Source organism: Wolbachia endosymbiont (group E) of Neria commutata (assembly GCF_964026735.1).
GTDB lineage: Bacteria > Pseudomonadota > Alphaproteobacteria > Rickettsiales > Anaplasmataceae > Wolbachia.
In genome coordinates, this window is sequence record NZ_OZ034692.1 from 94,138 (window position 1) to 107,437 (window position 13,300).

A 13,300-nucleotide genomic window follows, 5' to 3' on the forward strand; every position below is an offset into this window, starting at 1 on the left:
AATTTTTAGCCATTCCTTCCTTAACTTAATGGCAGTGGTTCTATGGTTAGTATGTTACGTAGTATTGGTGAGATTTTAAGGCCAAAAAGAGCGGCAGAAGCGAAAAAAACAAGCAACAAGCCAAAAGAGGAAGGCTTTGATGTTAAATTTGCTACAGAAACTGCAGCTAATGTTTCTGATGTAATTGAGTATTTGTTAAAGTTACATTCTTACAAAGATAAAAACGAATTTAGGAAACATGTTGATCGTGGCGCGTTATCTTACCTTGCCTCTCTTAAGGACAAGTTTGTATTACTCAAAAGCAAGCTGGATGAGGCAGAGAAAGCAAATCCATCTGTTAAGGATTTGGCTATTGTAAGATTTTGCCGCTCAATTGCAGAAAATGATAAGCTGCATAAAGAACTAAATAATCTTGCAAAAAGATCTCACAATATAGCACAATCTTTAGATGATCGTAAAAAATCAAATAATCTTGCAAGAAAACATTATAATATACCACGTGCTACTAGCTATGAAAGACTATATCCTCAGTTAGACAAGATAGTGGGAAATTTGAATAAAGATAAGCTAAAAGAAAAAATATCATTCTTAAAAAAGTTAAAAGAAAAAAGTGACTTCAACGCCATAAGAAATGATTACAACAATGCGTGGGATTTTGATGATCTATTAAGAGAGTTGATGGGTGATAAAAATTTTAAAGAAGAGTATATAGACAAAGCATTAGATGAAGAAGGTAAATCTTTCAGTAAGAGTTTTAAGGAAAATCTAAATAAGTACATAGAATTAGCAAATGAGAGTGTAAAAGCTGCAAGAAAGTGTTTGGGGGAGGAGGTAGGGCTTCAAACTTATTATACACAAATTAATGATACTGACAGAGTTTTAAACATTAATATTATTGGCCGTGATAAAAATGAGCCAACAAAAATTAGTGATCTTTTACAGAAAGAGGAAAATACTAGCGAATTAAACATTTATTACAAAAAGAAGCATGAAGTACATGCTTATAGGGATGAAAAGGAGAGAAGACATTATGAATTTAAAGAAGATGCAAGTTATGAAATGACAAGTACTTGGCCTGTAAATTGTACCATGGTCATGAATGTAAGTAGTAATGGTATAACTGAAATAGTGGAATTTAATGGTAGAAAACCTGGATTGCTATCGAAAGATGATTTAAAATTAGTACAACAAAATTATGGACTACATATTCAAGGCCTCTCATTTTATGATGGTGTAAAAAAATGGCTAAGTTCACAATGTGGAGAGAGTTTTAGAGTAACAGAAAAAGGTAAGAAGAAGGACACTGTAACAGTGCCTAGCGCTGTGCCTGTTGTTGCTGGTAACAATTTGCAAGAAGACAAAGCAATCGAAGTAAAGCAAAATCCTAACGACAAAGGTATAGATACAAATCTGGATTCTCTGAGTAATGCTGGTGTGGTAGTTTGTAACACACCAGCTAGTGAAGTTACTAAAACGAGTAAAATAGAAATTGGAACTCAGATAGAAGTTCAACCACAAAAAACTGTTGCTGGAACTCAGACAGAATTTCACTCACAACAAGCTGCAGCTGAAACTCAGACGAAAATTAATACACAGCAAATCGCAATTCAGACAGAAGTTGGTTCACAGCAAATAAAAGATGAATTGCAAAAAATTACAATTGGAACTCAGACAAACCAAACAAAAGTTAGCACACAACAAGCTACAGCTGAAACTCAGACGGAAATTAGTACACAGCAAATCGCAATTCAGACAGAAATTGGTTTGCCGCAAATGGATGAATTGGCTAATTCAAAACAGGAAGTATCAAAGTTGAAAAAAGAAAACGTTGAATTGAAGGCAGTGGAAGCAGATTTGCAAGTGATGAATCAAAAGCACCATGAGCTAATGCAAGAGAAACAGTTACTACTGGAAGAGCTGAAAACAACCAAAGTAGAAAAAGAGGAATTAAGTCAGAAATTTTTAAAAACTATTGAGCTGGATGAAAGAATTAAGCACGTAAATGAACAGTTAAAAAATCACGTAGAAAAATTGAATGGACAGAAATGTGGCCTACAGGGTGAGATTAAAAAAATCGAGCAAGAATTTGAGAGAGAAAAAGGGTTCATGAATCAGAGGATTGCAGATGCTCAACAAAAAGTTGTAGAATTAAGCAGGCGTGATAGTGATTTAAGATGTGAGATTGCAGAAGCTAGACAAATAATTGAAAGATTAGAGCAACAAAACAGCGATTTACAAGTAAGAGATAAGTCGGCAAATCAGGTAATTGAAAGTTTGGAAAAGCAAAATGGTAACTTACAAATAGAAAATAGCGATTTAAAAGGTGATCTTATAGAAACTAAGCAAAAGATTAAAAAATTAGAACAAGAGAATGGCGATTTACGAGCAAAAGATAGGGAGATAATTGAAAAGTTTGAGGAGGAGAATAGCAGCTTACAAATACAAAATAATAAGATGTGTGAGGAGTTAGCGAAGCTCAACACAATACTGAAGGAGAAGGAGAAAGAAGTTGAAGGTGCGCGTGAAGAAAAAGAAAATGTAGAGAAAAAGCTTGGAGTGCTTAGTCAACAGAATGTAGCATTAAACAGTATGGTAAAAAAATTGACAGAAGATTTAACTAAAGCAGAGGAATATGCAGAATATCTAATGGGTGAAAGTAACAAAGCTAAACGAGGCTTTAGATCTCAGATGTTAGAATTGGAACAGAATTATAAAGAACAGCTTAAATCTTCTGCTAAAGGTATAGAAGAACAAGAATGGAAATTGAAAGAATTACAAAATGAGTTAGAGCTTAGAGCTAAGGAGCTGCAGAGTAAGAAGAAAAAATTTGAGGAAGCAGGAAAAGTTTATGAAGAGTTGGAAGCTGAAAATAAGAAGCTAAAAGAGGATTTAAATTTACAAAGAATGGAAAATGATATGAAAGAAGGTATGCTGAATAGAGCAGTACATATGAGAGCAAGTCTAGAACATAAGATTGAGAAATTAAAAGAAAAGGTTGAAAGGTTAGAAGACACTATCGTAGGTCAAGCGCGGGAAAATGAAAATTTAACGAAGCAAAATGAAGATTTAACAAAAGAAGTAGAAAGTTTAAAAGAGTGTGTAGAAAGATTCATTGAGGATAACACTGCTGATGCAGCTGGAATTAAACATCTGATTAAAACTAATCCAGAGAATTACAAGTTAACGCAAGATGTAGAGAATATTATTTTGTCCACACAACTATCTAGACCTCCAAGTAGTGATAGCTATGATGGCGCTCTTGATAGTAAGAGTGTTTATCCACTTAATCCCACCAATTCAAAAAAGATGTTTAATTCTACCGATGCACAAAAAATGAACAAGATCTCCAAGGATCATAAATACGCATTTGATGTGCTCGCGGAAGCCGCGCGTGAAGTTGTTAAATATGCTTCACAAAAAAAGCAACCACTGTCCAAGTCTTCAAGTATTGATAGCGGATGTGGTAGTGATAAGGAGAACTGTGATAATCGTTCCAGCGGTCCTTCAGGCTTTGGTCCTATAAGCAGTAAAATTTTGATTGAGCGTGCAGCGAGAAGTACAAGTTCATCGCCTAATGTTGCTGCAGTTAAGTCGTAACTGTTTATATGATTTGCTATTAAGTAAGGATATTTAAAAAGTTGGCTAGCATTGATTCAGTATTTACTATAGAATTGATTGTTAGCTGAATAGTCTTATGTTTAGAATACTGATTTTACTGTTAATAATATGGGCATTACCAATCACTTCATTTGCAGCTGAGATTAAAATTGTTGCAGATGTGGATGGCGAGCCAATTTCAAATTTAGATATCGAAAAACGCATTAACTTAATAAATTCATTGTTTGGTGCTCAGGATATTGACCAAAGTGAAGTAAAGTCTCAAATCTTGAGGCAGCTAATAGATGAAATCATGATCGTCAGCGAAGCTCAGAGATTGAATATAAAGTTAAGTAAAGAAGAGTTAAATAATGCTATTCTGTTATTCTTGACCCAAAGTTTTAAACTTAGGGCAGATGAAATTGATCAATACATAAAAAAGCATAATATAGATCTTGGTATTTTAAAAAAACAAATAAAATGCCAACTATTGTGGAGTAAAATTATTGAAGCAAGAATCGTGCCGTTTATCAATATAAGTGCTAAGGAATTGGATGATGTCAAAGGACAAACAGAAAGGTCAGATCATCTTATCACGTTTCAAGAGTTTATAATTCCAGGTCAGAAGGACAAGGACATTTATGGTGTGGCTGAAGATTTAGTAAAAAAATTGCGCAATAATAACAACTTTATTCCAGAGCCTTCAATAAAGGTGCGTAAAACAACAGTTAATTTAAATCAATTAAAAGGAAAACTCAAAAGCATTTTAGAAAGATTGAAAGTAGGGGATATTTCCGGTCCAGAAAATTTCGGCGAAGGTTACTCTATTATAAGGATAATCGATAAAGTACAACTTGATCATACACTACTCACAAACACTGTAAAATTCAAACAGATTATTGTTGAAGGTTCAGAGAGTCTATTAAATACTCTGAAAGAGCAAAAAGCTAATTGTTCAAATTTTGGTGCACTGGCAAGTGATTTAAAACTACCAAGCGTAAAAGAATTCGAAATAAAAATGCGAGATTTAAATCCAGATTTACAGATTTTATTTAGTAAAGCAAGTGTGAATGAAATAGTAGAATTGAGGGATAATGGCACCTCAAGGTTAATGATGGTGTGCGATCTCAAGAGTAATGCAGTGAATATAGAAGCAATTAAACAGCAGATGTATCAACAAAAGATTATGATTCAAAGCAACCTGCTACTGGATAATATGCGCAAAAATGCAGCTGTTGGTTATTGGTACAGTTGAAGCTAGAACATATATAATACTTCTGTAGTTATGAATAATTTTGCTTCCATATCTGATCCAAGATTTTTGCAATACAATCAACACGTAATTCCCAAGTAGGGTACTATTTTAATCCACTAAAAAACATATTTCCACAATTTATTAAATTTAAACGCGATTTTATAACCCCTCTCCCAATAATCAGAATGATTCATAAGAAGAGACCTGCTGCAAAACAAGAGAAAAGAGGATGAAAGTATGGCATAAAGGAGAATAGTATAAACAAAAATGAGGCGAAATGTGGTTAAATTACCATAATCTAAAGAAACATCCAAGAAATTTCCGCGATATAACAGGGCTAAAAGTAGAGGAATTTGAAAAAATCGTGGAAAAAGTCCGTCCAGAGTGGGAAAAACTTGAGAAAAAAAAGAAATGTCATGGAAGAATGTCCAATTTACCGGCCTTGGAAGATAAAATATTATGCGTAATCTTGTACTATCGCAGCTACATGACGCATAGGTTTTTAGGCTATTTGTTCAATTTGCATAATGCAAATATTTGCCGACTTTTGAAGAGAATGGAGCCATTATTGGCCAAAAAAAATACTATAAAAAAGGATAGAACGCTGACTCCAGAGAGGATTTTAAAAATTTTAGCAGACGTCACGGAGCAACCGATACAGCGGCCGAAAGACAGCAAAAAGCGAAAGAAAAGTTACTCAGGAAAAAAGAAAACAACCACCAGTAGATAGTATAAAATATCCCGATTCTGGGTATCAAGGTTGGTAAAAGTTGCAGAAAAACGTTGTGATTCCGTACAAAAAATACCGTAAAAAGCCACTAACGGAGGAGCAAAAGGAGCATAATCGAAAGCTGGCATCGTTCAGGATGCGTGTGGAAAATAAGATTCGCGAGATCAAAATTTTTAAGATTATGTCAAATATTTACCGCAATTTTCAGAAAAAATATAACATGAGATTTAATATTATTGCGGGTATTGTGAACTTGCGGCATAGTTTTTAATAATTTTTGGGCTGGGGATTTCTTACCAGATTTTATCAGCAACTTGCTTCACGTTGTTTCGCAGGGGGCTACAGATTTTATATCTAAGGCCTATTTCAGAGTGCCTCCCTTCTCCATCTAATGCTTAAGCTTAAAACATTAGATGTTTTTTTCAAGATACAAGGTCTATTTTCTTAAATAGCCGGTTAATTACTAAGCTTTCCGCAAAGTATGTAGTTAGCGTTTACACCTTTGGTTAGCTTCCATTCATTTTTTATTACGCTGTACTCCATTCCGGCCATATTATATAATGACACATTATTTTCTTTTAAATGATTTGCAATTTCCGATGGCTTCATGAATTTGTTCCAGTTGTGCGTGCCCTTCGGCAACCAGTTTAATATGTATTCTGCACCAACAATTGCAAGAAGGAAGGATTTCATGGTCCTGTTTATTGTGGATAGAAATATCAGCCCCCCTGGTTTTAGTAATTCTATTGATCTTTTCATGAAAAATTCTAAATTATCCACATGCTCGACTACCTCCATTAGCAAAATAATGTCATATCTTTTATTATTATTCAGCTCTTCAATGCTGGTGTGTATGTATTCTATATTTAATCCTACTTTTTTTGCATGTAATTCTGCTACTTTGATATTTTCTTCACATACATCCACACCAGTGACATTTATACCAACGCGTGCCATTGATTCTGACAAAATGCCTCCGCCACATCCGACATCAAGTATTGATATTTCTTTTAAATCGCATTCTTTTAGCTCTTTGATTTTTCCAATTATATAAGACACTCTGACAGGGTTGATCATGTGTAATGGCTTAAATTTGCCATTTTCATTCCACCACTCACTCGCTATTTTGGCAAATTTTGATATTTCATCTTCATTATAAGTTTTCATTCCTTTTTTCTTGTCTGGATAACTTATGTTATTGAGTTTATTAATGCGTTCTTTATGTCTGCTTTCTTTTGAAAATTTTGTCTCTAGAAATTGTTTTACTATTTCTTTTGCCAGTTCATTATCAGTAAATCTTGCACCAAGGCAGAGTACGTTTGCATCATTGTGCTCGCGTGCCAATTTTGCAATTTCAACATTATAACATAAAACCGCTCTAATTTCTTCAAAGCGATTCGCTGCAATGCCCATACCAGAACCTGTGCCACAGATTAATATTCCGTAGTCTGCTTTTTTGTTTACAACATCTTTTGTAACGTTAGTAACATAGTCTGGATAATCGACATACTTTTTTTTAGAATGGCAACCATGGTCCAGAACCACATAATCTAACACTTCCAAATAAGATTTAATTGCTGATTTTAATTCAAAACCAGCATGATCTGAAGAGATTGATACTACACCTAACATATAAGGAATCAAATGCTATGATTTAAGGATATTTATGACATTACATGGGTAATTTATTTTAAATTTTCTGTCAAGTTGTTTATAACCTTCTCTTAGATATACAGTCCCGGAGTATGATGGCATGGATTAAGTATAAATAACTCAGGGAATTGTGTGTACTGGTTGCATATAAATTCATATCTGGTAAGACCCTTAAGCCGCTTTGTATTGCTCAACATACTGCCTCTGTCGTTCTGGCGCACCCATGTAACCACAACTCCTCCTTTAATGGTAACTTCTCATATATCATGCCATCACACTCTGGGACTGTACATTTAAGAATAAAAAAGCCTGATAGGTGCATCATTCTTTAGCAAAACAAGACCTAAAGTTTTGCGCGATATCATCAAATTATACTTTTACAATCTCTTAAACTTATGCGCGATATTAACATTCATTGCAAATTAACTTATTAGTATATATAATATTAATGGGTTGGTTAAATTATGAGGCATACCATGACAAAAAATATTAAAGAACTTATAGAGATTATTATAAACGATCAACTTACAGAAAAAGTTGAACAACTCAGACCTATTTTAAAAACAGATCCTAATATTATTCATGCTGAAATTAGTAATGATATATTGAGATCAGTAACATCTAAATATAGCACCTCTACAAACAACATAACTTTGCTTCATGTTGCTGCTATGTGGAATTGTGAGGAAGTTGCTAGATTTTTGATAGAAGAAGGTGCTGATGTTAATGCCATAAGTGATGATGTGTTTCAAAACACACCGCTTCATGAAGCTGCTGGTTATGGTAGCAAAGAAGTTGCTGAATTACTTTTAAAACATGGTGCAAATATTGAAAGCAAAGATCATTTTGGCAACACGCCACTTCATAAAGCATCTAATCGTGGATATGATGCAGTTGTAGAGCTGTTGTTAGATAAAGGCGCTAATGTTGATGCTGTAACTAGTGATTATTCCGGTCATAGAGAGACATCACTCCATAAAGCCATTACTAATAGTCATATGGATAATTACCTAAATATTGTCAAGATGCTTTTGGATTATGGTGCCAATACTGAAATTGAAGATCTAAATAATGGTACACCACTTTATCAAGCTGTTGGGTCTAGTCAAATAAAAGCTATAAAACTCCTTTTGGACGCGAAGGCTGATGTTAATTCTAGAAATAAAAGAGGAGAAACACCACTTCATATAGTTGTTAATTATGGCCTTGACAGTCTTTCACAAAAAAGGTGTGACGTTGCAGAGCTTCTTTTAAAAAATGGTGCTGATGTTCATGCTAAAGATGAAAACGGTAATACTCCACTTCATAATGCTGCTTTTCATCGTAGTGAAGGAGTTGCCAGATTATTTTTAAAATATGGTGCTAATATTGATGAAACAAACAAATATGGAACAACGCCACTTAAAAGGGCTGCATGTGGAATACTTTTTCTTCCGATTGGTTCACAACCTGATCGTGAACCAATTGTAAGATTTCTTACTGAGCAGACTGAGAAAAAAAGTCACTCAATCAACGGTAAAGGTGATCCTGTAAGCAGCTGTGTTAGTGATACAGGAGTGGAAAAACATGATAGGTGCGTCATCCTGTAGCAAAACAATTCTTGGACGACCGTCCCTCATTTCTTTTAAAGCAATCTCCGCATCTTTTTTTATCTAGTCTGATGAATTACACCAATTGCATGGATTGAATACATACGCTGCTGTCCGTAATGGCAAAAGTAATGCTCTACCTAGCATTCCAGAAAAGCTAACGTTTGTTTGTTGTTCTTGTGGCACGATGACATCTTCATCAATTAATAAATTTAGTTCTACTCACATATATACATATAATATACTCTATAATGATACTGCAACAATTAATTTATCGCTAATATAGCATATATTGAAAATATTATGAATTTTATAAAAGAAAGAAATACTCCTGCAATGGAGCAATATTTAAGTCTAAAAGCTCAATATAAGGATCACCTGCTGTTTTATAGGATGGGGGATTTTTATGAATTATTTTTTGAAGATGCTATTCAAGCTGCAAAGCTGTTAAACATAGTGTTAACCAAGCGAGGTAATTCAAATGGGCAAGAGATACCAATGTGTGGAGTTCCTGCGCATAGTAGTGAATCTTACTTGCATAAGCTAATAGATTTAGGGTTTAAAGTTGCAGTTTGTGATCAACTCGAAACAGCAGATGAGGCAAAAAAGAGGGGCTATAAATCAATAGTAAAGCGCGATGTAGTGCGAATTGTAACACCAGGCACAATTATTGAAGAGTCATTATTAGAGGATAAAAGCAATAATTATTTGGCGTCCATAGTTGAAAAGGATGATGAATATGCTATTGGATGGCTTGAGTTATCAACGGGAAAGTTTTTCCACACTGTAACAAATTTAAATACTCTGGATAGTGATTTATTACGTATTTCACCAAGAGAATTATTGATTTCCGAAAAGCTCACCGAGAATGAAAAAATTAGATCAATTTTAAAAAATTATAAAATATCAGTAACGCAGCATGCACAGAGCTTTTTTGAGTATAGCAAGTCTCATAGAACTTTATGCGAGTTTTATAAAATCAGAGAGCTTGGAGTAATAGGAAATTTCAGTAAGGTGGAAATCATGGCATGCGGTGCACTACTTGAATATGTTAGGGCTACGCAGAGGGGCTCAGTTCCAAGGCTTGAGCTTCCAAAAACATATAAGCAACAAAATTTTATGCTAATTGATGCTTCTGCAAGGAGAAATCTTGAGTTGTTTTCAACTCAATCTGGTGAAAAGAAAGGTTCACTAATCTCAGTTATTGATCATACAGTAACGGCACCCGGTGGACGCCTGCTCAAGCAAATGCTTGCATCACCGCTTGTTTGCCAGAGGGCAATCAACCTAAGGCTCAGCACAGTTGAATTTTTTGTAAATAACTATGAATCACGAAGGAAAATACGGGAAATATTGTCCAATATTCCAGATATTGAAAGATCGCTATCACGTCTAATGCTAGAACGTGGTTCACCAAAAGATATAAATTTATTGAAAATAGGCCTTGGAAAAATTTTAGAGTTATTTGAATTCCTATCTCAGTTAAAATTAAATGAAGGTGAATTGAGCCTCATACAGAAGAACCTAGGTGACCATAAAAATCTATTTGAGCTTCTAAGTAACGCTGTGTTTGACAATAATGTATGTAATATAAAAGAAGGAGGATTCATAAATCCAAAATATGATTCGGAATTATCTGAGTTATCTTATATATTAAATAACAGTAATAAGCTGATAAATAAATTCCGCGAGTCTTATCGCGATCTGACCGGCATTGCAGCGCTTAAAATATTGCACAATAATATACTAGGTTACTACGTTGAAGTTTCAGCAAATCACAAAGTGACTTCTGATATATTCATTCACAGGCAAAGCTTAGCAAATAGTTTCCGTTATACCACTGCCGAATTAAAAGAGCTCGAAAATAAAATTCTTACAGCGCGTGACGCTGCAATCAGCTTAGAAATAAGAATTTTTGGTGAATTATGCAGTAAAATTGCTGAGAAATCTGAAAAAATTGCTATTGCTGCCAATGCTTTAGCAAAACTTGACATCAGAACTGCGTTTGCAGAACTTGCAGTGCAAAATAACTACGTAAAGCCCTCTATTGATGATAGCAAAGAGTTCAATATCTGTAGCGGAAGACATCCAGTAGTTGAGGCTAATAACAAATTTATTGCAAATAGCATCAATTTGAGTGGTATACATTTAATCACTGGTCCTAATATGGCTGGAAAAAGCACTTTTTTAAGGCAAAACGCTTTAATTGCAATTCTAGCTCACATGGGGTCATTTGTACCTGCAGAAAGCGCACATATTGGAGTAATTGATAAGGTATTCAGTAGAGTCGGTGCAACTGATAACATAGCAGCGGGCCATTCCACTTTCATGGTAGAGATGATTGAAACAGCCACAATAGTCAATCATGCAACAGATCGCTCTTTAGTTATACTTGACGAAATTGGTAGAGGCACAGGAGTATATGATGGTTTGTCCATTGCTCAAGCGGTAATTGAACATATTCATAATGTAAGTAAGTGCAGAGCAATTTTTGCAACTCATTACCACGAATTAACTAAAGTAAGCGAATACTTGGAAAACGTGAAATGCTTTTGCGTAAAAATAAAAGAGTGGAATGGGGAAGTTATCTTTTTGCATGAAGTAATCGAGGGCATTGCAGATGAGTCATATGGAATACACGTAGCAAAACTTGCTGGCTTTCCTGACTCTGTTTTAAATAGGGCAAGTGAAGTATTTGAGGAACTAAAGGTTTAAGATTAAGGAAATTTTTGCCTAGTTTCTTGCATAATATCAGTCGGTGCCAAAAATTAGTGATATTTTGTTTCCTGGTGAGCCCTCTATTCTGTTTTCCAGTTCTAACTCTAAAAGAGCCATTAAGGCTATATTGGTAGGCAGTCCACTTTCTAAAATCAGCTCATCTACGTCAATGGGTACAGAGTTAATATGACCTGCTAAAACTGATTTTGCTTGTTGTAATTTTTCTTGTTTGACACTTTCACGATCAAAATCTGAATCAGAATAGTTATCAATATTAAATAGGCTTTTTTGCTGAAGAGGTAAACTGAATCTAATGCTCTCTATTATATCATCAGCAGATTCAATAAGCTTAGCACCGTTTTTGATTAAATAATTGCTACCACTACAGCGCGAGTCTAAAGGAAAACCAGAAACTGCAAAAACCTCTCTTCCTTGGTTCAAAGCAAAGTTTGCTGTTATTAAAGAACCAGAGTGTTTCGATGCTTCCACTACTGCAACACCGAGCGACAAGCCAGATATAATTCGATTCCTTTGAGGGAAATATTGAGGCTTTGGTTGAGTGGCAAATGGAAGCTCAGTTATTACCAATCCACCGTTCTCAGTGATCTTTTTATATAAATCAAAATTTTCTTTTCGATATACTATATCAATTCCGCTTGCCACAACAGCAATCGTGGGGTGGTTTTTATATATTACACTATTTGCTGCAGTGTCAATTCCTTTTGCCAGCCCAGAGACTGTAACAAAACTAGCTTCGCTTAAATCAAGTGCCAACTTATTAGCAAAATTTCTTCCATTCAATAGACCCCCTGCGAAACAACGTGAAGCAAGTTGCTGATAAAATCTGGTAAGAAATCCCCAGCCTAAAAATTATTAAAAACTATGCCTCAAATTCACAATTCCTGCTATAATATTAAATCTCATGTTGTATTTCTTCTGAAAATTGCGGTAAACATTTGACATTATTTTGAAGATTTTTATCTCGCGAATCTTATTTTCCACACGCATCCTGAACGATGCCAGCTTCCGATTATGCTCCTTTTGCTCCTCCGTTAGTGGCTTTTTACGGTGTTTTTTGTACGGAATCACAACGTTTTTCTGCAGTTTTTGCCAACCTTGATACCCAGAATCGGCATATTTTATGCTATCTTTGGCCAACAATTTTTCCTGTTTCCTTATGCGAAAATCATGCATTCGACCTCTATGCGACTTCGAAATCGACAGAATTTGCCCATTTCCCTCGATCACAATTTCGGTTTTTATTGTGGTTGCTTTCTTTTTTCCGGAATAACTTTTCTTACGTTTTTTGCTGTCTTTCGGCCGCTGTATCGGTTGCTCCGTGACGTCTGCTAAAATTTTTAAAATCCTTTCTGGCGTCAGCGTTCTATCCTTTTTTATAGTAATTTTTTTGGCCAATAATGGCTACATTTTCTTAAAAAGTCGGCAAATATTTGAGTTGTGCAAATTAAACAAAAACCCTAAAAATGGATGCGTTATGTACGTTCTGTAATAAATTAGAACACATAAAATCCTGTCTTCTAGCTCCTCAACATGCGATTTTCTTCCGTGACATTTCTTTTTCGCCTCCATTTTTTCCCACTCTGGACGCACTTTTGCCACAATTTTTTCAAATTCAGATGTTGTGAGCCCTGTCAATTGTCTAAAAATATATGGTGTTCTTGCTATTTTTACGTAACTTATTGCCATCTTCCCTCTTCTAAAACTTTCATTTTACATGCTTTTTAATGTTTTTCATCT

The 13,300-nt window shown here is 34.7% G+C and carries 5 protein-coding genes and 4 pseudogenes; 5 read left to right on the forward strand and 4 right to left on the reverse strand.

Translation table 11 applies throughout. The features are described 5' to 3' along the window. The first annotated feature begins 51 nt into the window (after positions 1-51). From AAGD89_RS00480 to AAGD89_RS00490, 3 genes and pseudogenes are all read left to right on the forward strand, one after another. Entirely contained in the window at positions 52-3,597 is a 3,546-nt protein-coding gene (locus tag AAGD89_RS00480) for a hypothetical protein (protein WP_341808407.1), read from the forward strand. Between the two features lie 97 nt (positions 3,598-3,694). Beyond that, on the forward strand, positions 3,695-4,852 hold the full coding sequence (locus AAGD89_RS00485) for a SurA N-terminal domain-containing protein (RefSeq protein WP_341808408.1): 1,158 nt from the start codon (positions 3,695-3,697) through the stop codon (positions 4,850-4,852). A 277-nt stretch (positions 4,853-5,129) separates the two neighbouring features. Beyond that, positions 5,130-5,853, forward strand: a pseudogene (locus tag AAGD89_RS00490) (transposase family protein). Positions 5,854-6,038: 185 nt separating this feature from the next. Here the strand turns inward: AAGD89_RS00490 and ubiG are convergent. Together ubiG and AAGD89_RS00500 are read right to left on the reverse strand one after the other, a co-directional pair. Beyond that, positions 6,039-7,214, reverse strand: a complete 1,176-nt coding sequence (ubiG, locus tag AAGD89_RS00495; protein WP_341808409.1) for a bifunctional 2-polyprenyl-6-hydroxyphenol methylase/3-demethylubiquinol 3-O-methyltransferase UbiG — start codon at positions 7,212-7,214, stop codon at positions 6,039-6,041. A 92-nt stretch (positions 7,215-7,306) separates the two neighbouring features. After that, positions 7,307-7,417, reverse strand: a pseudogene (locus AAGD89_RS00500) (IS481 family transposase); the annotation flags it as partial. Between the two features lie 294 nt (positions 7,418-7,711). On the opposite strand from AAGD89_RS00500, the gene AAGD89_RS00505 reads away from it, so the two are divergent. Together AAGD89_RS00505 and mutS are read left to right on the forward strand one after the other, a co-directional pair. Next, positions 7,712-8,824 carry an ankyrin repeat domain-containing protein gene (locus tag AAGD89_RS00505; RefSeq protein ID WP_341808410.1) on the forward strand — a complete coding sequence of 371 codons (1,113 nt, stop codon included), beginning with the start codon at positions 7,712-7,714 and terminating at the stop codon, positions 8,822-8,824. A gap of 303 nt (positions 8,825-9,127) precedes the next feature. Then, positions 9,128-11,539 (forward strand): DNA mismatch repair protein MutS, encoded by a 2,412-nt coding sequence (mutS, locus tag AAGD89_RS00510; RefSeq protein ID WP_341808411.1) that lies wholly within the window; start codon positions 9,128-9,130, stop codon positions 11,537-11,539. Positions 11,540-11,575: 36 nt separating this feature from the next. Here the strand turns inward: mutS and AAGD89_RS00515 are convergent. After that, positions 11,576-12,343 (reverse strand): annotated as a pseudogene (locus tag AAGD89_RS00515) (DNA-processing protein DprA); the annotation flags it as partial. Positions 12,344-12,415: 72 nt separating this feature from the next. Continuing rightward, a pseudogene (locus tag AAGD89_RS00520) lies at positions 12,416-13,249 on the reverse strand (transposase). Between the last annotated feature and the right edge of the window lie 51 nt (positions 13,250-13,300).

What these genes read in the sequence shown, in the direction of transcription:
- AAGD89_RS00480 (WP_341808407.1), top strand. Translation starts at nt 52, where the DNA reads ATGTTACGTAGTATTGGTGAGATTTTAAGGCCAAAAAGAGCGGCAGAA.
- AAGD89_RS00485 (WP_341808408.1), top strand. Translation starts at nt 3,695, where the DNA reads ATGTTTAGAATACTGATTTTACTGTTAATAATATGGGCATTACCAATC.
- ubiG (WP_341808409.1), bottom strand. Translation starts at nt 7,214, where the DNA reads ATGTTAGGTGTAGTATCAATCTCTTCAGATCATGCTGGTTTTGAATTA.
- mutS (WP_341808411.1), top strand. Translation starts at nt 9,128, where the DNA reads ATGAATTTTATAAAAGAAAGAAATACTCCTGCAATGGAGCAATATTTA.
- AAGD89_RS00505 (WP_341808410.1), top strand. Translation starts at nt 7,712, where the DNA reads ATGACAAAAAATATTAAAGAACTTATAGAGATTATTATAAACGATCAA.